The organism is Herbiconiux dendrobii (assembly GCF_052048175.1).
Classification (GTDB): domain Bacteria; phylum Actinomycetota; class Actinomycetes; order Actinomycetales; family Microbacteriaceae; genus Herbiconiux.
The window spans coordinates 579,218-605,174 of record NZ_JBLZQV010000001.1; the positions used below are offsets into that span (position 1 = coordinate 579,218).

Consider the following 25,957-nt stretch of genomic DNA (forward strand, 5'->3'; position numbering starts at 1 on the left):
CCCCGCCACCCTGAACCCATCCGGCCCACCCGCACCACACAGCACACCCAACCAAGGAGACAATCCATGCGCAGCTCCCGATCCCGGCTGATCCTGGCCACCGGGCTGGCGGTCACCGCCGCCGTGTCCCTCGCCGCCTGTTCCAGCGGCTCGTCGGCCACCACCGGCTCCACCTCCTCGGCCGACCTCACCATCGGCTCCACCGACCTCGCCGCAGCCGGCTGCCCGGCCAAGGTCGTCATCCAGACCGACTGGAACCCCGAGGCCGAGCACGGCCACCTCTACCAGCTGCTCGGCGACGACTACACGATCGACTCGGAGAACAAGACCGTCTCGGGCCCGCTGATGTCCGGCGGCGAATACACCGGTGTCGACGTGGAGATCCGTGCCGGCGGCCCGGCGATCGGCTTCCAGACCGTGTCGAGCCAGATGTACACCGACCCCGACATCCTGCTCGGCTACGTCTCCACCGACGAGGCCATCCAGCTCTCCGCCGACATGCCCACCACGGCCGTGTTCGCGCCGCTGGACATCGGCCCCACCATGATCATGTGGGACCCGGAGACCTACCCCGACGCGAAGACGGTTCAGGATGTCGTCGCCGCCGGCGCGACCGTCCGCTACTTCGGCGGCTCCGCCTACATGGAGTACCTGATGGCCGCGGGCATCATCCCCGAGTCGCAGACCGACGGCTCCTACGACGGCACCCCCGCCTCCTTCGTGGCCGCCGGCGGCAAGGACGCCCAGCAGGGCTTCGCCTCCGCCGAGCCCTACATCTACGAGAACGAGGTGGAGAGCTGGGGCAAGCCGGTCGACTACCAGCTGATCAACGACCTGGGCTACCCGATCTACTACGGCCCCATCTCGGTGCGCAGCGAAGACGTCACCGCCCAGGCCGACTGCCTCAAGGCGCTCGTGCCCGTGATGCAGCAGGCCGAGGTCGACTTCTACGACTCGCCCCAGCAGACCGTCGACCTCATCCTCGAACTCGTCAAGGACTACGACACCGGTTGGGTCTACACCCAGGGCGTGGCGGACTACTCCATCGACACCGCCCTGAGCATCGGCCTGGTCGGCAACGGCCCGAACGGCACCCTCGGCGACTTCGAAGACCAGCGCGTCTCGGACGTCTTCGACAAGATCGTCCCCGTCTTCGAGGGCCTCGGCACCGCACCCGCGGAAGGCCTCACCCCCGCCGACATCTACACCAACGAGTTCATCGACACCTCGATCGGCCTCACCAAGTAACCCCCAGCCGCCGACCCGTCAGTCAGTCCCGCTATCCCTCCGGGTTAGCGGGACGAACTGACGGGTCGGCGTCGTTTCACCGTCGGGAGACACCTACATGACGCATCTGCTGGCACACCTGACCACCGCCGAGGTGGCGGCGCTCGAGAAGAGCGACGCCGTGATCGTGCAGCCGATCGGGGCGATCGAGCAGCACGGGGCGCACCTGCCCCTGGTGACGGATGCCCTGGTCGCCGAGCGGATGACCGAGCTGGCCATCGCACGGCTCGGCGCGGGCAGCAACGTGTGGCAGCTGCCCACCCTGAGCTACGGCAAGTCGACCGAGCACCTGGGCCGCGCGGGCACCATCGCGATGAGCGCCTCGACGCTGATGGCGGTGTGCCTGGATCTCGGGCGCTCGCTGGCGGCGTCCGGATTCCGCAAGCTCGTGTTCGTGAACGGCCACGGCGGCCAGCCCGGGCTGCTGGACGTGGTGGCGCGCGACATCCGGGTCGAGACGGGCTTGGAGGTCTTCCCGATGATGCCCGGGCGCCTGGGGCTGCCCGAGGGCGTCGAGGCGGTCGATCCCGACTACGGCATCCACGGCGGCCAGATCGAGTCGAGCATCGTGTGGGCGCTCGCCCCCGAGCTGGTGCACATGGAGCTCGCCGTGCGCGACGGCGCCGCGGCCGGCGAGCTCTTCGCCGGCTACACGCACCTCACCCTCGAGGGCGCGGTGCCCACCGCCTGGGTGACGGACGACCTCTCGGCCTCCGGAGTGCTCGGCGACCCCACCGCGGCCACCCTGGAGCTCGGCCACGCGATCGTCGCCCACCAGACCCGGGCCCTCGCGGAGGTCTTCCGCGAGATCCAGAGCTTCGCGTTCCTACGGCTCTGACAATCCCGCAGGAAACCAGTCCCGCCGAAATCTTTTCGGATGATGTCGATCCGGGGCCGTGCCGTTCGACGCGATAGTAGGAGGACGCACACGAAGGCCTCGCGGATGACCTGAGCACGGCGTTCGTGGTCGACTTCGCCGGCGAGACGCCGATCGTGACGGATGGCCCCTACGGCGAGATCCACGAGCTGTTCAGCGGCTTCTGGATCATCGAGGTCTCCTCGAAAGAGGAGGCCGAGCGGTGAGCGACGAGGCCCGGCGCACGGTCGACGCAATCTGGCGGATCGAGGGGGCGCGCATCGTCGCCACGCTCGCCCGCCGGACCGGCGACCTGGGCCTGGCCGAAGACCTCGCCCAGGATGCCGTGGCCGACGCGCTGGCGCAGTGGACGGAGTCGGGCGTGCCGCAGAACGCGGCCGCCTGGCTCACCGCCGTGGCCAAGCGCAAGGCGATCGACGGCTGGCGCCGGCGCGAGCGGCTCGACGAGCGGCACAGCGCGATCGCGCACGACCTCGCCTCGGCCGACGGCAGCGGGGGAGCACCCGGCCCCGACGCGGTCTGGGAGCCGATCGACGACGACGTGCTGCGGCTGGTCTTCACGGCCTGCCACCCCGTGCTCGCCCGGGAGGCCCAGGTGGCGCTGACGCTGCGCCTGGTGGGCGGGCTCACCACCGAGGAGATCGCGCGGCTGTTCCTGGTGCCCGTGGCCACCGTGCAGCAGCGGATCGTGCGTGCCAAGAAGACCCTGACCGCCGCCAGGGTGCTGTTCGAGGTGCCGGATCCGAACGAGTGGACAAAACGCCTGGGCCCCGTGCTCGGCGTCGTCTACCTCGTCTTCACCGAGGGCTACGCGGCCCCCTCGGGGGAGCGGCGGATCCGGCCCGAACTCGCCACCGAGACGCTCCGGCTCGGCCGGGTGCTGGCGGGCCTGCTGCCGCGGGAGCCCGAGGTGCACGCCCTCCTGGGGCTGATGGAGCTCCAGGCCTCGCGGTTCGCGGCCCGCACCGCCCCCGACGGCCGCTCCGTCCTGCTCGCCGACCAGGATCGTTCCCGGTGGGATCACGTGCAGATCCGGCGCGGTGTGGCCGCCCTCGAGCGAGCGGATGCGCTGACCGACTGGGCCCAGATCGTGCTGCTCTACGAAGCCCTGGGCCGGATCGCGCCGAACCCGGTCGTCGAACTGAACCGGGCGGTGGCGGTCTCGCAGCGAGTTCGCGACCGCCGTGGGACTCACCTCGAACGCCCGGGAACGGGAGGTGCTGCAGGCCAAGTCAGACGCCCTCTGACCCCGGACTGATCACTTTCGCGACACATGAGGTCACCGCAACGACAGGACCCCCGGGCGGGGTGACGGCGCCTCCGCCTCCTTGGCGAGCATGAGTTTCCAGTGAGCACGCAAGAGCTCACGAGACCGAAACCATCTCGCGAAGCTCAGGGGGCCTCATGACCGAATCCGACATCACCAAAGACGAGAGCGGCGTCGCACGCCGCACCGTGATGAAGGGAGCGGCCTGGTCGCTGCCCGTCATCGCGCTCGCCGTGTCCACGCCGCTGGCCGCGGCGTCCGACATCCAGGTCGGGGCCTTCTCGCTCAACGGCGCCTGCGGCATCCTGGGCGTGATCGCCCCCGGCTTCACTCTGACCGCCGCCGCCGACGCGCCGCTTCCTGTCGGCACGACCGTGATCATCACCGGCTCCGGCGTCGCCAACATCGGCGTGTTCAGCGTCTCCGGTGGCACGGCGAACGTCGCGGTGCTGAGCGACACCAGCCGCCAGATCACCCTGACCGCGGCTCTGCCCGCCGGCGCCACGATCGACTTCCGCACCACCCTCTCGATCTCGGTGCTGTTCACGCTGAACGCGGTCGCCTCACTGCCCACCGGATACGTCGGCACCGGCGCCAAGGCCGCCGGCTCGGTCAGCTCCACGGCCATTCTCTGCTCCGCGACCTGATCCGGTGCGGCGGGGCGGCCTCCCCAAGGGCCGTCCCGCCGTATCGCGTCCGCTCGTCGTAGTCGTCATCATCGGAAAGCCTGGCCGAGCAATGATCCTTCCCGTCGCCGTGCTCCTCACCACCGTGCTCGCCGCGGTGCTGCTGGTCAGCGGCACGGCGAAGCTCGGCCGCACCGAGCAGACGCTGCGGATGCTGCACGATCTGCGGATGCCCGCCGCGCTGCAGCGCCGCAGCATCGCAGCGGCCCTGCCCGTCGCCGACATCGCCCTGGGTGGGGCGCTCCTGGTGGCTCGGGGAACGGCCTTCACCGTGATCGCGGCCATGACCGCCGCCGTCTTCTGCGTCTTCCTGACCATCGCGGTGCTCGTGCTCGTGCGGCGGGAGAAGGTGGTGTGCGCCTGCTTCGGCGGCGTCTCCGGCCGACCCATCGACCGGTGGTCGGTGGCCCGCAACGTCCTGCTCGTCCTGGCCTCGCTGCTCGTGCTCGTCATCGCCGATGACGGCGTGATCGCGGGGCTTCTGGCGTTCGACCCGGCCGAGTGGCTCGCCTTCGGCTCGGGAACGCTCGTGATCGCGGGGCTGACCGCCCTCGCGTTCGCCGTGAGGGCCACCGGCAGCCGTGGCGCGGCAGCCACGGCTGCCGCGCGTTCCCAGGCCGGCACGGTTCCGGATGCGGCCGGCCGTAACGGGGAACCGTGGCCCGTCCCCGACCTGGAGGTGACGAGCCCGGCAGGCCGGGCCGTCCCTCTGACGGCGATCGCCGTGTCCCGCCCCACCTTGCTGCTGCTGCTCTCGGTCGAGTGCACGCCCTGCGGCCTGATCGCCGGCCGCATCCCGCAGTGGACGCGCGAGTTCCAGGGAGCGGTCGACATCGCCGTGCTCACCTCGGAGTCGCCGGAGGCGATCCGGAGCGCCTACCCCGACCTCGACGCGACCGTCTACCACGGCTACCATTCGCTCATGACGGCTGCGCGTATCGGCGGAGTGCCGAGCGCACTGCTGCTCGGCACCGACCGCATGGTCGCCGCAGGCCCGGCGCAGGGATCCGTGGAGGTGCAAGACCTCGTGCGCGCGGTAGTCTCCGTGATACCCGATCCGGCACGACGTGGTGCGGCTGCTCTGATCCGATCCGATCGAATGGAGACCTCATAAGACCGAGGCGATGGCATTGCTAGTTGCGACATGATGGCCCGCAAGGGTTGAGAACTAATCGAGCGGGGGCTCAGATGATTTCTTCAGGCACGACTTCGGCACACACGACTACGTCGTCCGCCGACGGACACAACACGACCAGGCTGCGATTCGGCGACACCGAACTGTCGGTTCTGGACATCCCGGCCGGCGGTACACCTCTGCGTAAGATCTGCCGAACGGCCACGCAGTCGATCGAACTGGTCTTCCCCGTCGACGCCACCATCGTGGTGCGCGGCGAGAATCGCGAAGACCTGCCGCTGCGCGCCGACCAGGCCGTGTACCTCGTGGGCGCCCGGCGCTACGCCGTCTACGGATCGCGCCGGTGCACGGCGTTGGCGGTGGCGATGCCGACCGCGGCGCTGGAGGAGTACACCGGCCCTGCGGGGTCGTTTGGCACCATCCAGGGCTCGGCCGTGCTGACGCCCACGAAGAAGTTCCTGCTCGGCACCCTGGAGAACACCCAGAGCCTGGAGCGTCTCTCCGCCTACTTCCTCGAGAAGCTGGTGCTCGAGATGGTGGCATCGCTGCTGCTGGAGGGCCGCGGAGCCGGGGCTCTGGCCACGCCGAGCGTCGGGCTGCTCGATCGGGCGATGTCGCAGATCGCGGCCTACCGCACCGATCGCGCGCTGACGCCGACGCGCCTCGCGCTCGATCTCAACATCTCGATGCGCCAGCTGCAGCGCCTGTTCTCGGCCATCGGATCGACCCCCTCGCGGGAGATCCGTCGCCAGCGCGCCGATCTCGCGGTCTCGATGCTCACCAATCCCGCCTTCCGGGTGCTGAACGTGTCCCAGATCGCCCAGCACAGCGGCTTCGCGGACGCCTCGGAGCTGCGGAGGGCGTTCGAGTCGATGGGCTACAGCACGCCGTCGGAGATCCGTCACGGGATGCCGGTGAGCCAGCCGGTTCGGCACAGCATGCGGTAGCGCACTCGGGGGCCGGTCAGACGGGTTTTTCACCCCCTGCTCGTTGATTATCACCCCTTTGTGGGCGCGGGTGGCGGTGCCGGGTGGCGTGTGCCGTGTACGGTCGAAGCTGCGACTCCTGAACGCTGCTGACGACCGGGATCGCATCATGTCATGTCATGACGAATCACGCCGACGCGGAGACAGATCCCGATGATTCCGAAGCCCCACCACGACCCCGAGGGTGAGCGCTCCGAACCGTCGCCGACCGTTCACGGCCTGCCGGACCAGGCGGCCGATGCGCTGCCCGGCATCATCAGCCCGCTCCGGTTGAGCGTCGACTTCGCCGCGAACACCCAGCCGGGTGTGGTGAGCGTCACGATGGGCAACGGCGTGCTGCGGATGCACGGATCGCACGCCGCGCAGGAGTCCGGCCGCCTCACCCTCAGCCTGCGCTGGTCGGGCGCGTTCCGGGCGCACGGCCTCTCCGTCGGCGACGTGCTGAGCGGCGGCTGGGCGATCACGCGCGCCGAGTCGAACCGGCTCGACGCCACCCGGCCCTCCGTGTCCGCCGAGGCGGGGGATGCGGTGCTGCCCACGGTGAGCATCGTGAAGCTGGAGAGCGCCCGCGACGACGACGAGTTCACCGCCCGCATCTGGGGCGAGGAGCGGAGCACGGGCTCCGCGGTCATCTGCGGGTGGTCGCGGGCCTGAGTCCGGCGCATCCCCACCGGATTCGACGGCGTGGCCTCCCCGCCAGCGGTTTGGGGCCCGATTGGCGGGGAGACACAGACGTTGTCGCCGCGGAATGGGTGTCCGACGAAGGCGACTCGTCATCGAGACCGTAGACGTCCTCGGGTCCGACTCGACGAATATATCCCCCGATAGGGGGGTGCCGCACAAAGTTCGCCGCATTTCATCTTCGACTTCACCCTCGGGTCATCCTGGGTGAGGCGTTCGCTCAGACCGGTCCCCAGTCTCCGAAGGGGAACACGATCTGGAACACCCGCCCCACCACGTCGTCCCGCTTCACCAGGCGCACACAGTCGTCGATCACCGTCTGACCCCGGCAGTTCGCCAGTCCGTCGCTGGAGGCCGAGCGATGGTCGCCGAGCACCAGGTAGCGATCATCCGGAAGGGTGTACTCGTCGAAGCACCGAAGCGACACCGGAGTGCTCTCGCAATCCGAGGTGCCGGCCACGAAGGGGAGGTCTTCGAAGACGTAGGGTTCGTCCAGCGGAACGCCGTCCACCAGCATCCGTCCCTCGGCGTCGCAGCACGAGACCGTCTGGCCCGGCCCGGCGATCACGCGCTTGACCAGGGTGTGCCGATCCGAGGGGCCGATGCCCACGATGCCGCCCACCCACTTCACGGCGGCCTTCAGCGGGTTCGGATCGGCCGGCCTCGGCGCTTCCCAGGCGTCGGAGGCGTCGAAGACCACGACGTCGCCGGTCTGCGGCCCGTCGCCGAGGTACGCCAGCTGGTTCACCAGGATGCGGTCGCCGATCTCGAGCGTCTGCTCCATCGAACCGGAGGGCACGGCGTAGAGCCGCACCAGGAAGGTCTGCACGAGCGCGAGCACCAGGAACGCGGCCACGAGGTTCACGAGCGGGTTGCGCGCCAGCCGCCGGGCGAGGCCCGACCGGCGGCGGGTGCCGGCGGTCTGCCGCGGTGCCGGGGTCATGCCGGCCTCCCGCTCTCGGATCGAGGGCCCGGGTCGGTCCCCTGCAGGAGGATGCCGGATTCGGCGAGATCGAGCAGGGCCGCCGAGACGATGGCCTCGGGGTCGCCGGATGCCGGTTCCCCGAGGCTGCGCACCACCTGCGCCGTCACAGTCTGCACCCCGGCCGGCTCGGCCAGGGCGTCCCAGATGGCCGGGCCGATGCCGTCCAGCACCCGCACATCGCTCCCGTGCAGCAGCACGTAGGCGCCTTCGACCGCGATCGCGTCGAGCGGTTCCACGCGCGCGAACTGCCCGGGGGCGGGGGTGCGACCCGCGGCGGCCGCCGGGAGCGGCATCCACGAGGGTTCGCTGCGCGCGGGCCGGCGCAGCGGGAGCATCTGCGAGGCGACGGTCGAGGCCTCGTGGTAGCGGAGCCGGCGCACGCCGCCGATCCGGTCGATCAACCCGGCGAGGCGCTGCAACGGCCGGGTGAGGTGGGGGAGGTAGCTGAGCTCGGGGATGATCGAGGTGATGGCCTCCACCATGCCGGTCTCGGTTACCTCGGCCGGGCCGTCCCGTTCGGCATCGCGCTCGATCAGGGTGATGGCGGCGATGTGCAGCGGCTCGTCGGGCAGCGCGAGCAGCCCGAGCTCGGAGGGCGCGCGCTGGGTCTTGCCGGGGGCGGACCCGGGTTCGATCACCGAGAGCGGTTTGCGGTACGGGGTGACGGCTCCGTCGGCACGTACGCCGATGGTCTCGTCGCTGACATAGCCGAAGACTCGTCCGAGGGCGGCCGCGAGGGTGGTCTTGCCGCGCCCCGACGGGCCGACGAAGGCGTAGACGGCGCCATCCGGAGTGGCGACGCCGCAGGCGTGCAGCATCACGAGGTCGGCCTTGCGTGCCTCGATCGCGGCGAGCGTCACCCGGGAGGAGAGCGCCGAGGCGAGGCTGCGCAGGTCGGGGGCGAGCACATCCTCGGCGCCATGTTCCAGGCGGGAGGCACGTACCCGGTCGGCCGGGTCGTCGATCACGGCGCGGAGCCGGACCGTGCGGTCGTCGGCCGCGTTCGGGGCGAAGGCCGCGTCCTGCCAGAGTTCCCGGAGGCTCCGGCGCGAGCCCTGGTCGGCGACCGCGTCCAGACCGACGCGCACCCGCACGCCCAGCGCGCTGATGTCCAGCTCTGCGCCCCCCATACCGCAACGATAGTGCACGGCTGCGGATGCCCCCGGCGGGCCCATCGGGAGCGCACCCGGACGGGAATGGATCGCGGAGCCGCGCTCTCGCTTAGAATGTCAGGATCGGGCCGTTGACGCCCCACAAGATGCGGGGCGATTCGGAGCGCTGAATGGGCTCCATAGTCACAGGTGAGGGGAACTCGTGGAGCTCAGATCGATACTGCCGATACTCCGGGCGCACTGGATCGCGATCGTGCTGCTCACGCTGCTCGGCGGCGCCGCGGCGTTCGGCTGGTCGCTGCTGCAGCCGCGGGTCTACTCGGCCGATGCGAGCGGCTACGTGACCGCAGGATCGAACACCGACACGGGCAACGCCCTCGTGGGGAACAACCTCGCCCAGTCGAAGGTGAAGTCCTACATCGACATCGGATCCTCGCGCGCCGTGGCGCAGTACGCGATCGACGACCTGGGACTCACCGACATTCAGCCGGAGCAGCTCGTCAGCCGCATCGTCGTCACCAACCCTACGGACACAGTGCTGATGAAGGTTTCGGCCGAAGCATCCTCTCCCTCCGCGGCGCGCGACCTGGCGGAGGCCTGGTTGCGTGGCATCGCCCAGCAGATCCAGACCCTGGAGAACCCGACGGGTGATGTCGCCGCAGCAGGAGTCGTGCAGCTGGTGCCTCTGGATTCAGCCGTGCTACCGACCTCTCCCACGTCGCCGAACACGCGCCTGGCGATCGGGATCGGGCTCCTCGTGGGCCTTGCCGTCGGAATTGCCTACGCGACGGTGCGTCATGCGCTGGACCGGCGCATCCGTTCGGCCGAGGCGGTCGAGCGGGAAACCGGGCTCTCGGTTATCGGAGCCATCCCGATCGACCGCCGTTTCACCGACGAGGACCGTCTGGTTTCAATGGACGGAGCGACGGATTATTCCAATCAGGGTGATGACGATGTAGCCGTTGCCGAGGCACTCCGTGAGGTGCGGACGAACCTGCAGTTCATGGACGTGGACAACCCGCCCCGCGTGATCGTCGTCACCAGCCCTCTGCCGGGAGACGGCAAGTCCACCACGATCGCCAACCTCGCAATCGCTCTGGCTGCCGGCGGACAGGCCGTGGTGCTCGTCGACGCCGACCTCAGGCGTCCCACAGTCTCCAAGACGTTCAACCTGGTTGACGGAGCCGGCCTCACCGACGTGCTTGCTGGCCGGTCCGACCTCGCCGATGTCCTTCAGCCCTGGGGCACGTCCGGCCGGCTTGCCATCCTCGCAGCCGGAAAGACTCCGCCTAACCCCAGCGAATTGCTCGGATCAGAGCGTATGCACGCGCTGCTGGCACAACTCTCCAGCAGGGCTATCGTGCTGATCGACGCCCCGCCCCTGATTCCGGTGACCGACGCCGCGATCCTCACGCACAACACCGACGGTGCTCTCATAGTGGCCAGTGTGGGCAAGACATCCTACGAGGGGCTGAATAAAGCGCTGCAGAACCTCCAGCGCGCCAACGCGCGTCCGCTCGGTATCATCCTGAACAGGATGCCGCGCCGCGGTGTGGGCTCGTACTACGGGTACAGCTACGGATACGGGTACAAGCCCCGCAAGGAAGACGCTGCAACTGCCCAAACGGAGTCCGCACGAGTGCAATCGCCAGCTGAGAAGGAATCAAGGGTAGAGACGCCCGTTGCCCCGTCCCCGGTAGGGCAGCCGTCGACTCAGGCGCTTCCGCAGCGTGTCGGCGCTGCCGCACCATCCCGTACAACCGATCCAGGCGATCGGGCCGATGCCGGTGCCTCATTCGATGAGATTCTCACCGGTGCGGGGTTCGACCAGGCCGACGATGTGCGAGCCGTCGATCAGGACGGCTATTTCATGGAGGGTGAGTCGGAGCGCGTCAGTGCTTCAGATGTTCGGGGGCTCACGCGACGCGAGCTGCGCAATCAGTCGAAGCGTTCGACCCAGTGACGCTCGACGACCTCTTCGGCCGCCCGAGCGCTCCTGCCGGTCCTCCAAGAATTACCTTCCTCTGCACAGGCAATATCTGCCGTTCACCGCTGGCCGAGAAGATTTTGCGGGCGCGTCTTGCCGATCTCGGCGATACCCACGCAGTCGTCTCCAGCGCGGGGCTGCATGCTGTAGTCGGTGCTCCGATGGAGGCGCAGCCTGCGGAAATCGCCACCCGATATGGAGCCGATCCACAGCACACGGCGGCCCAGGCCACAGCCGACGTCTTGCGTTCCAGCTCTCTCGTCTTGACGATGACGCGGGAGCAGCGTGCCGAGGTGTCTCGGGAGTACCCGTTCGCACTGAAGCGCTCCTTCACTCTCATTGAGTTCGTCCGGATCCTCGACGAACTCCCGAGCGAGGTCCGTAGACCATCACTGCAGGAAGAAGGTGGTCTATTCGACACCGTCATGGAGGCGTCGCGGTTCCGGGGCATGATCGCTCTCGGCGACGAGGATGACATCGACGACCCTTATCGGCGTTCGGCGGAGACTCATGAGCGCGTCGGCACGCGAATCGCCGAGGTCACCGCGCGACTTGCAGCCCAGCTGACCGACAGCCGAGGTGAATTCTCCTAGTCGAGCTGATCAACCCGTGTGGTCTATCGCTGGGCCTCTTTCCAGAACCGCAGCGTGCTCGAGCTGGACCAGGAACGTTTCCACGTCTGACGCGACATCGGCACGGCCTGCATCGAAGAGGCGACAGATCTCCGACACGATGTCCGAGGTGCGGCGTCGTCCGTCGATTTGACGCCAGATCGCCAAACCGGCTCCGGTGAGCTCGAGCGGGACCGAGTCGATCGGCGTGAGCGCCAAGACGACGACCCGGTCCTCGCCCGCGACGACTGCGACGTCGGGCCGCACTGCCCAGGAGTGCTCCGTCCCATTTCGGGCCTGGTCTTCCGCCGTCATTCTCCGACGCTATCAGCGCGGTACCAACGCGGCGACCAAGAGCCCCCCAGCGATCACCCCGGCTCCAATGACGGAGAAGAAGCCGAACAGCCGGCGGTTGTCCGGATTCGCCAAGGGATTCCAGCGCGGCCGACGCGGCGGTTCGACACTCACAGGCGTATCACGGCGATCGAGACGAGAGCGCCGGTAGACGCGGTGAGGAACGACAATCCGAAGACCTTTAGCACCGTCCCTGCTCTGGTGCCGGATCGGGACGACTGCGCTCGCAGGCCAGGACGTGAAGCATAGTCCTTCGACTCCTCGCCCATTTCGGCGGGACTGCGTAGCGGAACGAGGCTGATCGGCAGCTCGGGAGCAGGGTCCACCGGAGGTACTCGCGGTGATGGCCGAGAGACCTTCGGGCGGGTGCCGTCGTTCTTGACTGCGATCGTGTGGCTGGCGGACATCGGACCTCCATCAATGGAAAAGCCGTGACGCCGGTGTCCTCGATTTCATTGAAGCATGTGCGCTGCGAGTGCTTGCATTTCGTAACGCGATGTTCACGAAACAGAACCGACTCGTGGCATGTGCGACCATTAGGAGGGTAGGGGGCCAGTCGGCCGCTGTTTCGGGGAAAGGTTCAACTGCGTGGAGTTTCGCGATTACATTCGGGCAATACGCAAGGGCTGGGTCTACATCGTCGTGTTAGTGCTGCTCGGGATTGCCACGTCGGCCTTGCTGTCGATCCTCAAGACCCCCGAATATCAGTCAACTGCGAAAGTTTTCGTGTCCGTGCAGTCGACCGGTTCGATCAGTGATCTGACGCAGGGAAACAACTTTCTGCAGAACCAGGTGCAGTCCTACGCCGATGTCGTAAACACGCCGATCGTTCTGCAGCCGGTGATCGACTCGCTCGGGCTGGCGATGACGACATCGGATCTCTCCACGCGTGTGGTGGCAACATCCCCGTCGGATACCGTCATCGTGGAGATCACAGCGTCGGACGAGGACGCAGTCGAGGCGGCCCAGATCGCGAATGCGGTCGCCACGAGCTTCGAGACGACGGTCACCGATCTGGTGCCGACTAACGCGGAGGGCATCACCCCCGTGAAGATCACGGTCCTCCAAGAGGCTTCCGTGCCGGCGACCGCTGCCTCGCCCAACGTGCCGTTGTACATCGTCGCCGGTCTTCTCATCGGACTGATCCTGGGCCTCACCCTCGCGATCGTGCGTTACGTGCTCGATACCAGGATCCGCAACGAACACGATGTGGAGGCGATCACCGAGGCGCCGATCGTCGGTGGCATCGCCTTCGACGCCAAGACACCGGAGAACCCTCTGGTGCTGAGGGACGATCCGCGCAGTCCTCGCGCGGAGTCCTTCCGCACGCTGCGGACGAACCTGCAGTTCCTCGGGGTCGGAGAAGCCCAGAGTTTCGTGCTCACATCGTCCATCCCCGGTGAAGGCAAAAGCACGACCTCCGCGAACCTCGCGATCGCCATGGCGCTGTCAGGCAAGCGCGTCGTCATCGTTGACGCCGACATGCGGAAGCCCCGCCTCGCGGAGTACTTGGGCGTTGAAGGGGCGGTCGGCCTGACCGACGTGCTCGTGGGCAGGGCGAAGGCGAGTGACGTGATCGTGCGGTGGGGAGACACCAACCTCTACGTACTCCCGGCGGGACGGATTCCCCCGAACCCGAGCGAATTGCTCGGTTCGAGCGCGATGATCTCGTTGATCGCGACGCTGGAAGGGTCATTCGATATCGCGCTCTTCGATGCGCCGCCGCTGCTACCGGTGACGGACGCCGCGATCCTCGCCACCAAGACTGGCGGCGCGCTGCTGATGGTTGCGGCCGGTCGGGCACACAAGAACCAGGTAAGAGGCGCTGTCAGCGCGCTGACGAACGTCGGCGCGAAAGTCGCGGGCGTCGTCATGACGATGTTGCCCACAAAGGGCCCGGACTCCTACGGCTACGGCCGATACGGGTACGGATATGGGTACGGCTACGGGATCGACGAGCCCGAACAGAAGCTGGGCAGCCGGAAGGCGCGCGAACGCGGATGACCAGCGGTAAGAGGGAGCGAGTCCGCCGTACGCCGGCGATCGCGGCAATCGCGTCGCTTGCGTGCATAGCCGCGGTTCTGGTCTTCTTCGCGCTACGCACGGAGCCTATCCCCGAGGCGGGCCGTACCCCGTCCCTGCAGATCACGCCCGAGGCATCGGAGGCGGTCCCGACCCCGGTGCCATCGGCCTCGCCTGTCGCTGCGCCGCCGCCGCCCGCCGCCTCAGGCCGTTTCCTGGATGCTCTCGATTCCGCGACCGCCGCCCGCGCGACGGCGGGTTCCTGCACCGGTCCGCGGCCGACCCTTGAGACGACAGACGACGGGGGCGCGAGCTGGGCCGCAGAGATTCTCCCGGCGTCGGACGATGTGCGGCAGATCCTGGCTCTGGATCTCGTAGACGGCAGTCAGATCGACCTGGTGGTTCTGGTGGGGGCGGACTGTGTCCCTACCGTGCTGACCACGTTCACAGCCGGCGAGTACTGGCAGCAATACCCGGACCGGCTTGCGACGGAAACCTATCTCGACGGCACGGATCCCGCGCGAATCGTCGTGGGGGGGAACACTCTCAGTGCCCCGTGTGCCACGCCGCTGGAGCTTTCCTCTTCTGCGACGGGTTCCGCCGTGCGGTGCGCCGATGTCACCGCTGTGTCGACGGGTGCTCCGAATTCGTGGACTGCCGTCACCACGGTGGGTCTATACGCACTCGCCTCGTCCAGCGATTCGCCGATCGTGCTCGGTGGCGTCTTGGGTGCGGGATGTGATGGGCTCGTCATCACGTCGTTCCCCCTGGACGGCACTGATTTCGACGGGACAGCCTTGGGCTGCGCCCCTGTCGGATCTGAGTCCTCCTCGGTGTCCCTCGCCCTGGGAGTGGGAGCCGTCTGGATCTGGAACGGCACCATGACCATCACCAGCCGAGACGGCGGTGCGACGTGGGCTGCTGCATGAGATGCTGGTGAGTGACGACATGGTGACAGAGAACAGCCACGCGCTAAGGTGCCTTTAGGGGATGCCGGGGTCCCGTAGGGCGACGGCGACGAAGGATTCACAGGTGAGCGAGACCGCGAGTATTTCCGCTTCAGCTCGCTCGACCATGCCGTCGGCGACATGGTCGCAAATCTACGCCCGCCGCCTCTTCATCACTGACCTACTCGTCCTCGCCTGGGTCATCTTCGGCGTGCAGTTCGCATGGTTCGGTTTCGCATCAGCGAACCTGGCAGTCGGCCAGGCCTCCGTGCCGCCGATCAGCTACACGTACGTCTCGGTCATCATCCTCGCTGCCTGGCTTCTCGTGCTGAGTATCTATGCAACCCGCGGGCACCGGGTAGTGGGCACCGGAACGCAAGAGTACAAGCTGATTGCGGATGCCACGCTGCGGCTGTTCGGCCTGGTCGCCATTGTCGCATTTCTGTTCCAGATCGACTTCGCCCGTGGCTACGTTCTGATCGCGTTTCCCGTAGGACTTGCCTCGCTGTTGTTCGCGCGCTGGTTGTGGCGGCAATGGCTCGCCACAAAGCGCGCGAAGGGCGAGTACTCGGCACGCGTGCTGCTGGTCGGATCCGCGGCATCCGTGACCCATATCGCGCAGGAATTGCTGCGTCGTCCGGAGGCCGGCTATTCGGTCATCGGTGCCTGTGTGCCCACAACTCTTGTGGGGGGCACTCTGCCGGGCACCGACATCCCGATCTTTGGCAACCTCGACAAGGTGACACGAGCGATGGAGGCCAGCGGTGCCGATACCGTAGTGATCACCAGTGCCGACGAACTCCCGCCACGGCGTGTTCGCGAGTTGAGTTGGAGTCTCGAGCCGGGTCGCCAGCATCTCGTGGTGGCCCCCAGCCTTGTCGACATTGGCGGCCCTCGCATTCATACGCGTCCTGTGGCCGGTCTCCCGTTGATCCACGTCGAAACTCCTCGCTACGAGGGCAGCAAGAGGTTCGCCAAGCGCACTTTCGATATCTTGGCATCGGGAGGCATCATCTTGGTCCTGTCGCCGGTGCTGCTCTTACTCGCGGTCGTGGTTCGGTTGAGCACGCCCGGGCCGGTGCTTTTCCGTCAGGAGCGCGTCGGGTACAACGGCGGTAAATTCCACATGTTCAAGTTTCGCTCCATGGTGATCGACGCCGAAGCACGCCTGCTCGATCTGGAGGGCACCGAGCGTCTCGAGGGTAATTCCGTCATGTTCAAGATGCGCGACGATCCGCGGGTGACCCCCGTAGGCCGCGTTCTGAGGCGCTACAGCCTGGACGAGTTGCCCCAGCTCTTCAACGTCTTCGGGGGGAGCATGTCTCTCGTCGGACCGCGCCCGCCCCTGGAACGCGAAGTCCATCAGTACGAGCAGCACGTCCACCGCCGGTTCCTGGTCAAACCGGGCATCACCGGACTCTGGCAGATCAGCGGGAGGTCGAACCTGTCTTGGGAGGACACGGTTCGTCTGGATCTGTTCTACGTAGAGAATTGGTCGTTGACCGGTGACCTGCTCATCCTGTGGAAGACAGCGAAAGCCGTGGTAGCCAGTGACGGGGCCTATTGACGCAGAGGCGGTGGCGGGTCGGTCGCGGCTGGAACAGGCGACTGCGGTGGAACTCGCGGCCGCGCTGGTAGCCCATGTGGCGCGGGCCGAGGGCATCCCGCTCCTCGTCATCAAGGGGCCCGTGCTAGCGGCGCAGGGGCTTCGCGAACCGCGTAACTATGCCGATGTCGACATCTGGGTACCGAGAGATTCCGCCGCGCGGCTCGTCGTGCTCCTATCAGCGCGTGGATGGCACGAGCGAGGTGCCAACTGGTTCATCGACCGAGTGGGGAGTCATTCCATCACCCTCATACACGATCGATGGCCGTGCGACATTGACATCCACGTGCGGTTCCCCGGTTTCCTCGCACCCGACGACGTCGTTTTCGAGAGCTTGTGGCGCTCTCGAACGGCGCTCGATCTCGCTGGTACGCGCGTCATGGTCACAGATCCCGCGGGCAGTGCGGCCGTTCTGGCACTGCATTCCCTGCGGCAAATGTGGGATCGGTCGAAGGCCGCAGAATTCGAGCAGTTGGCCCGGCGCTTGGCCCGGCAGCCGGACCTCGTGCGCTCGCTGGCCGCACTGTCGGCCGTCGTGGGCGCGAATGAGACACTCGAGCCCCTATTTCGTCGGCTGGGTGCGGAGCCCCCGACCGGCTACACGGCGACGGCGCGCCAATTACGGGAGTGGCATGACCGTCGCGCCCATGATTCGAGAACGGGGCTCTGGATCGGATACCTGAAAAGCACGCCGATGAAACGGTGGCCTCGAGAATTGGCCGCCGTGATCTGGCCGAACCCTAGTCAGTTCCTGCAGGATCATCCGAATTCACCCCGTACTCGACGGGCGCTCGTCTGGGGCCGTATCCGACGATTGGCCAAAGGCGTGACAGCCCTGAAGTTCATAGCTCGTGAACGGAGGTTGGGGCGTCGCCGGGTACGCCCGTACGACCGTCACTCCGAAGGGATCGAGGGCACGAGGAAGTAGTCCTTGTCGCCCTTGTTGCTCCTGTCGATCCGATACTGTCTGAGCGAGTAGTGCGCAAGGGTCATACCCAGGTGGTAAAGCTTGCCGATTCGGGTGGGCGACGAGTGACGGCGGATACGGTGGATGACGAAGCGCAGTTGCCGACGATCCGCTCGTGTCAGGTCGGACCGGTGCTTCTCGAGGTACCTCACGGTGTTGTCGGCTCGGGCGGCGGAGTGGCCGGTCAGCTGCCCAGATTCGTGCTTACGTTGATTGACCAACCGCTGCTCGACCACGGCGTACTCGTACCCGGCCTTCAGCAGGCGATAGAAGAAGTCAGTGTCGTTCTTCATCCGCAGCTGGGGGTCGAATCCGCCCACCCGGTCGAAGCAGCTCCGTGAGACGACCATGTTGCTTCCGGTGGTGCCGGCGTTGACGGCGACCACATCCTTTGCTGTCAGGCCACTGCGGATGGCAGGGCCGGTCTTGCGGGTGTCGCCTCGGAACATCGTGATCCAGCTCACGGCGACATCGGCCGAAACCGCGGAGAGAACGGCGCCGGAGGCCTCGAGGAAAGTCGGCTCCCAAGTGTCGTCGTCATCGAGGAATGCGACGTACTCGCCGGTGGCCAGCTGCGCGCCGGCGTTGCGGGAGGCCGAGGCGCCGCCCGGAGCGCCCGATGTCGTCTCGAAGCGGATCGGAACGGTACTGAGGGCGCGGAAGTCCTCGCACGCCGCGGATGCGGCAGCATCGATCACGTCGCTCACCACGATCACCTCGCTCGGCGGGGACGTCTGCGCAGCAACCGAGGCCAGAGCTTCGTCGAGGAGATTCGCGCGGTTGTGTGTAGGTATGACGCAGCTAATCTGCAGAGACATGGCTACTCCAGTCGTCGGAATGTGCGGACGGCGTCCAGCGGCCGTTTGGCCGAGTAGGGAACCAGCCCGGAAGGGTCGGCGTGTCCGTATGCCACGAGCATGACCACTCGCTCGTGTGAGGCGAGCCCGAGCAGATCGGCCATTGCCTTGTCGCGGTCGGGCAGGTCGGGCCAGTTGATGCAGCAGCTCTCCACACCTTGTGCCTCGAGCCCGTAGATGAGCCCCATTGCCGCCAGGCAGCTGTCGATGTAGATCAGGTGCCTGTCGCGTTCGTCGAAGAAGGCTGACATGTCGCCGACGATCACAATGATGCCGCTCAGCTGCTCGCCGTATCCGGCAGTGCCCATCGGGATGGCGGCCACCCGGCCCACGCTCTCCGGATCGTCGAAGATCTGAAAACGGTAGGGCTGGCGGTTGCACGCCGTCGGCGACTCGGCTGCGATGGCGACAGCCGCGTCGACAAGGTCCCGATCGACGGGCTCGCCGGTAAACCACCGGACGGACCGGCGGTTCTCGGCAAGCTCGCGCAGTGCATCGACTGAGACGGCTGGCCGGCTCGGACGCGGGTGATGAGGTCCGCTCGCGATGGATACCGCCGTCGGAGACAGCGGTGAAAGTCCCGAGAACGTGCCGCGCAGACGCTCGATCTTGGGATGAGTCGAGGCGCCGGTGGCTTCGAAGTACTGGGTGAGCACGGTGTGCATCCAACGAGATTCGTCGACTCCGACTCCCGACTCCGCACCCAACTGGTGGACCTTGGCGAACGCGCCCACGGTCGAGCCGATGTAGCTGAGCGCGAACTCGTCACGGCGCGGCCTCATCGTCAGGCCTTTCTCCAGCATGTGCACGTTGCGTCGGAGCGTGTACAGCTCACGGCCGGTGCCGAGGGTCGCGTGGTACGCGGCGATGCCCGCGTCCACCGCAGACTCCTCGCGTCCGAACGCCTCGCTGACGAGACGGTAATAGATCATGCGGCGCGAGCGGCTGCCCCGCAGGGCCCACCGGCCGAATACCTTACGTGCCTTCGACGTGGCTCGTGCGACTACCTTTTTCTTCACTGTCCGTCCGTCCCTTTCGCTGGTGCGGGCCCAGAGATCAATTCACGCAGAAGCCGCAAAGGCCACACGATCGCCATGGCCATCTGGCCGCCGGCGAATCGCGACTTCCGTCCGAGAAAACTGGCGAGGAACGAAGCGGTGACGTACGACACCAAGGTCGCCACCGCTGCGCCGACCACGCCCATCACCGGGATCAAGGCGAAGTTGAGAGCGATGTTGACGCCGGCGCCGAATGCATGCCGGACGAGGGAGGACCAGAGGTAACCCTCGGCGATGATCCACTTCGAGTACACAGCGCCCATGAAGACGAACGGACATGCCGCCGCCTGGATGTACAGGATGGTCTTGGCGTCGTCGTACTCCGGTCCGAAAACGTACGTGATCACGACGGTCCCCAGCACCACGACGGCGATCGCGATCAGCACGCCCACCCAGAAGGAGCGGTCGTAGGACTGCTGCAGCATCTTCTTGTACTCGGGGCTGTCCACGCCCTTCTCTTTGCGCACTTTCAGCAGCACCGGGAAGGTCGAGTTCATGAAGACTACGGGCAGGAAGAAGGAGATCTCGCTGAGACGGGACGCTGCGGCGTACACGCCGACGGCTCCGGGCCCCAGAAGCGCCTGGATGACGATCACGCTCGACTTGAGGTTGGCCTGATCCGCGAGGCTCGAGAGCATGAGCGGCCAGGACCGCCTGAGCAGGGTGAACATCGCGCTGAAGCTCGGCGACGCGAAACCTGGCGAGGCCTTGTCCCGGAAATACATGAACATGATGATCAGGCTCGAGATGAGGCCCTCGAGCGAGTAGAGGATGAGCATCACCCAGATGTTCGGCCAAAACGCCAGCAGTGCCAGGCGCACCCCGAAGAGAGCCACGGTCACCGAGATGCGCGCAATGGCCGGTTTGCGGCTACGCAAATGAGAGAGGAACCACAGTTCTGGCGCATTCAGAGCACGTCCGAAGAGCGCGGAAGAGGCGAGAAGGGTTGCGGCGATTGCGAGCCCATCGCCGCTCGTGAGGCTCAGCGCGCCGATGATCAGGAAGCCGACCAGCGCGAAGAATTCGCGGATGATGGTGAGCGAGGCGACTATGGCCGAGTTGGCCGCCCGGTCGTGCACCAGCTCGCGCACCGCGAGTCCGGCCAGACCGGCCGACATGACCGCTACGCCGATGGACGACAGCGCTACGGCGTAGCTGTAGATCCCGTACTCGTCCACCGGCACCGCGACGACGAGCAGGATTCCGATGACAGCGTTGAGAGCGAGCGATAGGCTCTGTTGCCCGGCATTCCAAAACCCATTACCCATGGACCGTCGCGAATCGCGCGAAAACCTGACCACCTGTCTCCTTAATTGGCAGGATCGACCAGCGGCGTCGATGGGTGCGGGTGCCGACGCGCGAGCAATTTCGTGCTGAGGATCCCCTTATTGTGAAGCCTCCGCGTCGCGGGTAAGTGTAACATTGGGCGCGGTCCAACCGACGACGTCGAGGTGCTGGAGCGTTCGACAACCCGTCCTGGACGACGAGATGCTTTCCACGTGTGGACTACCGTTGCAAGTCAGGTCAGTCGATACCCGGGGGCGAATCCGTTGGCAAAGAAGTACATCCTCATGGTGGGCGTCGAATTCAATAATCAGGGCGCTTATCTGATGCTCCTCGCCGCTGCAGAACGCATCCGAACGCAATTCGACGCGGTGCCGGTAGTCGAGTTCCACAACGGTGCCGACCTGAAGAAGCGGATGGCAGGGGTCTACCCGCTTGTGCCGCAACGCACATTCGGGCTCTTCACAGCCCTGACTAAGGTGCCGCTGCTCCGAAAGATCTGGAAGCGTTTCCCTTGGGTGCTTCCTACGGAGATCGAGGCCGTTTTCGACGGTTCCGGCTTCCGCTACGGGGACCAGTGGGTGAATCAGTCACTGGAGTACACAGCCGGCAAGCTCGCCCAATGGGCTTCTCGTGGGGTCCCGGTTTACATGCTGCCCCAGGCGTTCGGACCGTTCGAGAAGACAGCCGAGCCATCCCTCGCAGCGATTCGAGCGTCGCGCATCGTGTTCGCTCGAGACCCTGAGTCGGAATCGTACGTGCGTGGCCTCGCACCGGCAGGGGTGCCACGGAAGCTCACACGCCGACCTGACTTCACGGCGGTCCTGGCCGGCCGATTCCCACCAGAGCACGAAAAGTATCGCGGCGCTGTACCGATCGTGCCGAATATCAACATCTATTCCCGGGCCGATGGTGAGGCGTCTGGGCGTTATGTGGACAACCTCGCGGCGATCGTCACCGAGCTCAGCGAGCAGGGGATGCGTCCTTATGGGCTCGCACATGAAGGTCGGCGGGACATCGAGATCCTGCAGCGCGTCGTCGATCGTGTGCAGCGCGAGTCAGGCATCGGTCTCGATGTGGTGAGCGGCCTTGATGGCGTCGAACTCAAAGGCCTGATCGGCTCCGCGCCGCTACTCGTTTCCGGTCGCTACCACGCCGTCGTCAGCGCACTGTCCCAGGGTGTTCCGACGGTGATCCATGGGTGGAGTCACAAGTATGAGCATGTCGCTGCCGACTTCGGTGCTCCGGAATTGCTGGCCGACCCGCTGGGGGCTCCCGAGGACTCGATCCGCTTGATTCGGCAGATCATCGACTCGGATGAGCTCCGGCCGCGCATCCTGGCGGCCGCCGCCGACGTCAAGGACGAAATCGAGGCCATGTGGTCCGAGATCCGACACGATCTCCGGAGCCCCTCCGGTCGGTGATTCTGTCGCAGAACAGCCAGACGACGAGGAGATGACCGTTGTGACTGCTCCGAAACAAGCCTTCCGGGTCGACATCCAAGGACTGCGCGCCGTGGCGGTGGGCGCGGTGGTCCTGTACCACGCCCATGTGCCCTTCTTGACGGGCGGCTATGTCGGTGTCGACATCTTCTTCGTCATATCCGGGTTCCTGATCACCAGCCATCTGCTCCGCAATCTCCAGACGGACGGGCGGATTTCGTTCGCCGACTTCTACGCACGCCGGGCGCGTCGCATCCTGCCCGCCTCGTTCGTCGTGCTGGTGCTGACCGTCATCGGATCGCTCATCTGGCTGCCTCCTCTACAGCTGAAGTCGATGTTGCAGGGCGCGATCGCGACCGCACTCTACGTGCCCAACTACCTGTTCGCAGTGACGGGCACCAGCTACCTGAGCGAGACCACCCCGTCACTCTTCCAGCACTACTGGTCTCTAGGTGTCGAGGAGCAGTTCTATCTGTTCTGGCCAGCCATTCTGCTTGTGCTTTTCCTGGCCCTCCGGCGCTCGCGCCGAGGGTTGTTCATCGCCGTTGCTGCCGTGGTCGTGGTGTCATTCGTCTTCTGCGTGATACTGACGAGGACCGACCAACCGTGGGCGTTCTTCTCGCTTCCCACGCGGGCTTGGGAGCTGGGGGTCGGGGGTCTGGTCGCCTTCCTCCTGAGCGGGCCGTTCGTGCATCGCAAGGGCGTGCTCGACCTTGTCGGCGTACTCGGATGGATCGGTCTCGCCGGAATTTTTGTGATCCTAGTGACCTTCGATGAGAAGACCTCGTTCCCAGGCTTCAACGCAGCGCTTCCCGTGGTCGCCGCGGCGCTTGTCATCATCGGCGGAGCGGCCGGCGTGCGGACGGGCCCCGGCGCGGTCCTCGGCATTCGTCCGTTCGTGTTCATCGGCACGATTTCGTACTCCCTGTACCTCGTGCACTGGCCCGCGCTGTTGCTGACTCAGGCTGCTCTGGGAGATCGTGATCCCCTACCGCTGTGGGGGACGCTCGCCATCGCTGGCCTCTGCGTTCCCTTGGCCTGGCTGCTTTACCGGTACGTCGAGGACCCGTTCCGGAATCAGCGATTCCTGATCAGGGCGCCCGCCAGACGAACGCTTCTCCTCACCGTCGCCGCCTCGGCCGTGATCTCCGTCGTCTGCGCGGGGGGAATCGTGGCGGTGGCGAAGATCCCTCTCACCAGCTCTCAGTCCGCGCCGGCCTACAGCCCGACGGTCGAACCGCGCGGCACGGACTTCGTCCCGGTAAACCTCAAGCCGGCGCTGCAGGACGCGAGTGACGACAATCCGGTCGTCTCCACCAATGGATGTCACCTGGAGTTCGAGCAGACCGACCCTGCAGGCTGCCAGGTGGGTGACGACTCCGCTCCGCGCGTCGTCCTGTTCGGCGACTCCCACGCCAGCCAGTGGTATCCGCCCCTGGCGGAGCTCGCCGATGCGGGTGACATCCAGCTAGACACCAACACCAAGAGCGCTTGCAGTTCCGTCACCGTGCAGAGTCTGCGCGACAGCGAGCCGTATCCTGAATGCGACGAATGGCGCCGAGCGGTGATCGAGCGGCTGGCTGCGGACCCCCCGGATGTCGTCGTGCTCGCCAATTACGCTCGCGAGATCGACGTGGCGCACGGATCCGAAGATTTCAATGAGTACTGGGCAGACGGCTTGCGCGCGACGATCGATGCGCTGCCTGATTCTACGCAGGTCGTCGTGGTAGGCGAGACCGCCACGATGGGCATCACGCCGGCTCTGTGCCTTTCGGACCATCTGGACGACGCCGACTACTGCGGCCGCACGCCCACCGCGGCGATAGACGAAGGCGCGGTCGATGTCGAGCGCGAAGTCGCCAAGGAGAAGGACGCTGTCTGGCTCGACATGAACCCCTACCTGTGCAGCGACGACTGGTGCCCTCCGATCATCGACGACACGCTGGTGTATCGCGATGCCCATCACCTCACGGCATCGTTCACGGCAGCACTCGACGGTGTGCTGTGGGATACGATTCGGAGCGCGATCACATAATTTCGCTCCTGTCCAGGCCCCGAACAGGGTGGCGCTTCCATGCATGCGTATCGTGTAAAGCTAGAGGTGACCTTCGTGCCATTCGCGCGTGAGCTCGAGGCGAGCTCCTGGGTCGATGAATGGGGACGTGATAGTGACGAACGAGTCAGAAACCGTGGCGGGGGCATTGCGGCCACGTCAGAGGGCCGGGAGCCGTAAGCGCACGATAGCGCTTCGGGTCGTATTCGCGGCGGCGCTTGTGATGCTTCCTGCAGAACTGGTCTTTCAGAAGTATGTCGCGCAACCATATCCGGGTGTCTTCCAGCCCAGCTTCGCGGGTACCCCGCTAAGGGGTGACATCCTCTCGGCGCAGATTCCTATCGTCTATGTGGACTTCACCGACGGAAGCCGTACCGAAGTAGGGTTCGAGCAGGTGCTCCCGGATTCGAAGCTGCTGGACAAGTCCGTGTTCAAATCGGCGTTCTACAACGAGGCGCGAGCCACAGCCGATGACACTCGGGATTGGTTGCGCAAAGACCTCGCCGAGCTGTTCCCGGAGCAGACGGCGACGCGGATGACAGTGGACTGGACGGACCGGAAGATCGACGTCACGGGTGAACACGAGCCGGTGGACACAGTGACAAAGACTGTCGTCATCGACCTGACGGGGAGCCAGCAATGAGGCTCTTCGACCGCTGGGTCCAGAGAGGGCCGTTTACCGCTCGGGACCTGGGCGTCTACCGGGTCGTTTATGGTCTGATCGCGTTGGCCATCCTGCCCAACGCTCAATTCCTGGCGGGCTATCCGGATTCATTCTTCGCTCCGCCGCCTGGGCTGTTCCGCCTGTTTCCGTCCCTGCCTCCTCTGGGCGTTCTGATCGGGTTGGAAATCGCACTGGCACTGGCCCTGGCGGCGGTCGTGTTCGGAGTGTTCACGAGAACCGCATCCGTCACAGCAGGCATTCTGCTGATCGTCGTGTTCGGTTTGAGCTACAGCTTCGGGAAGATCGACCACACGATTTTCCTCCCTCTGGTAGCCCTGCTAGTTGTCTGGGCCGGCTGGGGTTCGGCGTATTCCGTGGATTCGCTGGCGTCGCACGGCGTCGCAGCGCCCGTTCGGCAGTGGCCGCTGCGTTTGCTCGCCCTCCTGATCGGCGTGGGCTTCGCCACCGCGGCCGTTCCGAAGTTCCTCGGCGGCTGGCTGAAGCCGGGTACGCAGGCCACCGAGGGGCACTATTGGTACGAACTGCTGATCGACGGGCGCGACTCGTTCTTCGCGCCGCTGTTCGGCAACATCACCACGCCCGTGTTCTGGGAGCCGCTGGATTGGATCACGCTTCTGCTCGAGGGGGGCATCATCCTCTCGGTGCTCAGCTGGCGCTCGTTCCGTATCATGATCGCTTTCGCTTCGGTGTTCCACGTCGGGGTGCTCATCATGATGAACATTCTGTTCACCACCAATGTCGTCGCATATGCGGCCTTCGTGCCGTGGGGCCTGGCCGTGGGATGGTTGGCGCGGCGCGGTATAACCGGGCCCCGGTGGAGCACGGCCGTCTGGCGCCGGATCGCCTGGGTGGGAGTACCCGTGCTTGCCTTCGCCGCCTGGGCTCTGTCCACCTCGATTCCCCTGGAGATCGAGGATGGAATGAAGATCGTCATCATCTCCGTGGCCGGCCTGGTCGGTGCCTGCTATCTCGTCTACGAAATGGTGCTCTTCGCTCGCTGGGTACTGCCGAAAGCGCGCGGATCGCGTTCCTCACGCCAAGACCTCCAGCTCGTCCAGGACTGATTTC

The 25,957-nt window shown here is 66.1% G+C and carries 23 protein-coding genes and 1 pseudogene; 18 read left to right on the forward strand and 6 right to left on the reverse strand.

Translation table 11 applies throughout. From position 1 onward, the window contains the following. Positions 1-66 precede the first annotated feature (66 nt). The 8 genes and pseudogenes from ACN4JJ_RS02750 (at position 67) to ACN4JJ_RS02785 (ending at position 6,892) form a co-directional block, all read left to right on the forward strand. Complete coding sequence (locus tag ACN4JJ_RS02750; RefSeq protein WP_440708371.1) at positions 67-1,248, forward strand: ABC transporter substrate-binding protein; 1,182 nt, start codon at positions 67-69, stop codon at positions 1,246-1,248. Positions 1,249-1,345: 97 nt separating this feature from the next. Next, positions 1,346-2,125, forward strand: coding sequence for a creatininase family protein (locus ACN4JJ_RS02755; protein WP_440708372.1), 780 nt, complete (start codon positions 1,346-1,348; stop codon positions 2,123-2,125). 86 nt (positions 2,126-2,211) lie between these two features. Continuing rightward, positions 2,212-2,361 (forward strand): annotated as a pseudogene (locus tag ACN4JJ_RS02760) (YciI family protein); the annotation flags it as partial. A gap of 5 nt (positions 2,362-2,366) precedes the next feature. Then, complete coding sequence (locus tag ACN4JJ_RS02765) at positions 2,367-3,422, forward strand: RNA polymerase sigma factor (RefSeq protein ID WP_440708373.1); 1,056 nt, start codon at positions 2,367-2,369, stop codon at positions 3,420-3,422. Positions 3,423-3,568: 146 nt separating this feature from the next. Then, the gene (locus ACN4JJ_RS02770; protein WP_440708374.1) at positions 3,569-4,078 is read left to right on the forward strand and encodes a hypothetical protein; all 510 of its coding nucleotides are present in this window, start codon (positions 3,569-3,571) and stop codon (positions 4,076-4,078) included. Between the two features lie 91 nt (positions 4,079-4,169). Then, positions 4,170-5,231, forward strand: coding sequence for a MauE/DoxX family redox-associated membrane protein (locus tag ACN4JJ_RS02775; RefSeq protein ID WP_440708375.1), 1,062 nt, complete (start codon positions 4,170-4,172; stop codon positions 5,229-5,231). 74 nt (positions 5,232-5,305) lie between these two features. Next, entirely contained in the window at positions 5,306-6,199 is an 894-nt protein-coding gene (locus ACN4JJ_RS02780; protein ID WP_440708376.1) for a helix-turn-helix domain-containing protein, read from the forward strand. Between the two features lie 192 nt (positions 6,200-6,391). After that, the gene (locus ACN4JJ_RS02785) at positions 6,392-6,892 is read left to right on the forward strand and encodes a hypothetical protein (RefSeq protein WP_440708377.1); all 501 of its coding nucleotides are present in this window, start codon (positions 6,392-6,394) and stop codon (positions 6,890-6,892) included. Between the two features lie 247 nt (positions 6,893-7,139). Here the strand turns inward: ACN4JJ_RS02785 and lepB are convergent, their stop codons facing one another. Continuing rightward, positions 7,140-7,862: a signal peptidase I gene (gene lepB, locus ACN4JJ_RS02790; protein WP_440708378.1), complete on the reverse strand. Its 723-nt coding sequence runs from the start codon at positions 7,860-7,862 to the stop codon at positions 7,140-7,142. After that, complete coding sequence (locus ACN4JJ_RS02795) at positions 7,859-9,034, reverse strand: hypothetical protein (RefSeq protein WP_440708379.1); 1,176 nt, start codon at positions 9,032-9,034, stop codon at positions 7,859-7,861. The genes lepB and ACN4JJ_RS02795 overlap by 4 nt, the downstream gene beginning before the upstream one ends. 184 nt (positions 9,035-9,218) lie before the next feature. Between ACN4JJ_RS02795 and ACN4JJ_RS02800 the strand changes: the two genes are divergently transcribed. After that, entirely contained in the window at positions 9,219-10,979 is a 1,761-nt protein-coding gene (locus ACN4JJ_RS02800; RefSeq protein WP_440708380.1) for a tyrosine-protein kinase domain-containing protein, read from the forward strand. Then, complete coding sequence (locus tag ACN4JJ_RS02805) at positions 10,976-11,596, forward strand: arsenate reductase/protein-tyrosine-phosphatase family protein (RefSeq protein ID WP_440708381.1); 621 nt, start codon at positions 10,976-10,978, stop codon at positions 11,594-11,596. The genes ACN4JJ_RS02800 and ACN4JJ_RS02805 overlap by 4 nt, the downstream gene beginning before the upstream one ends. A 9-nt stretch (positions 11,597-11,605) precedes the next feature. Here the strand turns inward: ACN4JJ_RS02805 and ACN4JJ_RS02810 are convergent, their stop codons facing one another. Then, on the reverse strand, positions 11,606-11,929 hold the full coding sequence (locus ACN4JJ_RS02810; protein ID WP_440708382.1) for a PqqD family protein: 324 nt from the start codon (positions 11,927-11,929) through the stop codon (positions 11,606-11,608). Between the two features lie 627 nt (positions 11,930-12,556). Between ACN4JJ_RS02810 and ACN4JJ_RS02815 the strand changes: the two genes are divergently transcribed. The 4 genes from ACN4JJ_RS02815 (at position 12,557) to ACN4JJ_RS02830 (ending at position 17,471) form a co-directional block, all read left to right on the forward strand. After that, positions 12,557-13,972, forward strand: coding sequence for a tyrosine-protein kinase domain-containing protein (locus ACN4JJ_RS02815; RefSeq protein ID WP_440708383.1), 1,416 nt, complete (start codon positions 12,557-12,559; stop codon positions 13,970-13,972). Then, positions 13,969-14,919, forward strand: coding sequence for a hypothetical protein (locus ACN4JJ_RS02820; RefSeq protein ID WP_440708384.1), 951 nt, complete (start codon positions 13,969-13,971; stop codon positions 14,917-14,919). Before ACN4JJ_RS02815 ends, ACN4JJ_RS02820 begins: the two co-directional genes overlap by 4 nt. 145 nt (positions 14,920-15,064) lie before the next feature. After that, the gene (locus ACN4JJ_RS02825) at positions 15,065-16,504 is read left to right on the forward strand and encodes a sugar transferase (protein WP_440708782.1); all 1,440 of its coding nucleotides are present in this window, start codon (positions 15,065-15,067) and stop codon (positions 16,502-16,504) included. A 46-nt stretch (positions 16,505-16,550) separates the two neighbouring features. Further along, a complete protein-coding gene (locus ACN4JJ_RS02830; protein WP_440708385.1) occupies positions 16,551-17,471 on the forward strand; it encodes a nucleotidyltransferase family protein in 921 nt (306 codons plus the stop codon). Here the strand turns inward: ACN4JJ_RS02830 and ACN4JJ_RS02835 are convergent. The 3 genes from ACN4JJ_RS02835 to ACN4JJ_RS02845 are packed head-to-tail and all read right to left on the reverse strand — an operon-like array spanning position 17,438 to position 20,693. Further along, positions 17,438-18,328, reverse strand: coding sequence for a glycosyltransferase family 2 protein (locus ACN4JJ_RS02835; RefSeq protein WP_440708386.1), 891 nt, complete (start codon positions 18,326-18,328; stop codon positions 17,438-17,440). The genes ACN4JJ_RS02830 and ACN4JJ_RS02835 overlap by 34 nt on opposite strands. A gap of 2 nt (positions 18,329-18,330) precedes the next feature. Then, positions 18,331-19,386 carry a nitroreductase family protein gene (locus ACN4JJ_RS02840; RefSeq protein ID WP_440708387.1) on the reverse strand — a complete coding sequence of 352 codons (1,056 nt, stop codon included), beginning with the start codon at positions 19,384-19,386 and terminating at the stop codon, positions 18,331-18,333. Further along, positions 19,383-20,693, reverse strand: coding sequence for a flippase (locus ACN4JJ_RS02845; RefSeq protein WP_440708388.1), 1,311 nt, complete (start codon positions 20,691-20,693; stop codon positions 19,383-19,385). The genes ACN4JJ_RS02840 and ACN4JJ_RS02845 overlap by 4 nt, the downstream gene beginning before the upstream one ends. 282 nt (positions 20,694-20,975) lie before the next feature. On the opposite strand from ACN4JJ_RS02845, the gene ACN4JJ_RS02850 reads away from it, so the two are divergent. From ACN4JJ_RS02850 to ACN4JJ_RS02865, 4 genes are all read left to right on the forward strand, one after another. Further along, positions 20,976-22,133, forward strand: coding sequence for a polysaccharide pyruvyl transferase family protein (locus tag ACN4JJ_RS02850; RefSeq protein ID WP_440708389.1), 1,158 nt, complete (start codon positions 20,976-20,978; stop codon positions 22,131-22,133). A gap of 31 nt (positions 22,134-22,164) precedes the next feature. Further along, positions 22,165-24,186: an acyltransferase family protein gene (locus ACN4JJ_RS02855; protein WP_440708390.1), complete on the forward strand. Its 2,022-nt coding sequence runs from the start codon at positions 22,165-22,167 to the stop codon at positions 24,184-24,186. A gap of 127 nt (positions 24,187-24,313) precedes the next feature. Next, a complete protein-coding gene (locus ACN4JJ_RS02860; protein WP_440708391.1) occupies positions 24,314-24,847 on the forward strand; it encodes a hypothetical protein in 534 nt (177 codons plus the stop codon). Continuing rightward, a complete protein-coding gene (locus ACN4JJ_RS02865; RefSeq protein ID WP_440708392.1) occupies positions 24,844-25,953 on the forward strand; it encodes a hypothetical protein in 1,110 nt (369 codons plus the stop codon). Before ACN4JJ_RS02860 ends, ACN4JJ_RS02865 begins: the two co-directional genes overlap by 4 nt. Positions 25,954-25,957: the final 4 nt, after the last annotated feature.

Bases quoted from the DNA above. Each gene is read 5' to 3' on its own strand.
- ACN4JJ_RS02750 (WP_440708371.1), top strand. From the start codon at position 67: ATGCGCAGCTCCCGATCCCGGCTGATCCTGGCCACCGGGCTGGCGGTC.
- ACN4JJ_RS02755 (WP_440708372.1), top strand. From the start codon at position 1,346: ATGACGCATCTGCTGGCACACCTGACCACCGCCGAGGTGGCGGCGCTC.
- ACN4JJ_RS02770 (WP_440708374.1), top strand. From the start codon at position 3,569: ATGACCGAATCCGACATCACCAAAGACGAGAGCGGCGTCGCACGCCGC.
- ACN4JJ_RS02775 (WP_440708375.1), top strand. From the start codon at position 4,170: ATGATCCTTCCCGTCGCCGTGCTCCTCACCACCGTGCTCGCCGCGGTG.
- ACN4JJ_RS02780 (WP_440708376.1), top strand. From the start codon at position 5,306: ATGATTTCTTCAGGCACGACTTCGGCACACACGACTACGTCGTCCGCC.
- ACN4JJ_RS02785 (WP_440708377.1), top strand. From the start codon at position 6,392: ATGATTCCGAAGCCCCACCACGACCCCGAGGGTGAGCGCTCCGAACCG.
- lepB (WP_440708378.1), bottom strand. From the start codon at position 7,862: ATGACCCCGGCACCGCGGCAGACCGCCGGCACCCGCCGCCGGTCGGGC.
- ACN4JJ_RS02795 (WP_440708379.1), bottom strand. From the start codon at position 9,034: ATGGGGGGCGCAGAGCTGGACATCAGCGCGCTGGGCGTGCGGGTGCGC.
- ACN4JJ_RS02810 (WP_440708382.1), bottom strand. From the start codon at position 11,929: ATGACGGCGGAAGACCAGGCCCGAAATGGGACGGAGCACTCCTGGGCA.
- ACN4JJ_RS02820 (WP_440708384.1), top strand. From the start codon at position 13,969: ATGACCAGCGGTAAGAGGGAGCGAGTCCGCCGTACGCCGGCGATCGCG.
- ACN4JJ_RS02825 (WP_440708782.1), top strand. From the start codon at position 15,065: ATGCCGTCGGCGACATGGTCGCAAATCTACGCCCGCCGCCTCTTCATC.
- ACN4JJ_RS02835 (WP_440708386.1), bottom strand. From the start codon at position 18,328: ATGTCTCTGCAGATTAGCTGCGTCATACCTACACACAACCGCGCGAAT.
- ACN4JJ_RS02845 (WP_440708388.1), bottom strand. From the start codon at position 20,693: ATGGGTAATGGGTTTTGGAATGCCGGGCAACAGAGCCTATCGCTCGCT.
- ACN4JJ_RS02855 (WP_440708390.1), top strand. From the start codon at position 22,165: ATGACCGTTGTGACTGCTCCGAAACAAGCCTTCCGGGTCGACATCCAA.
- ACN4JJ_RS02865 (WP_440708392.1), top strand. From the start codon at position 24,844: ATGAGGCTCTTCGACCGCTGGGTCCAGAGAGGGCCGTTTACCGCTCGG.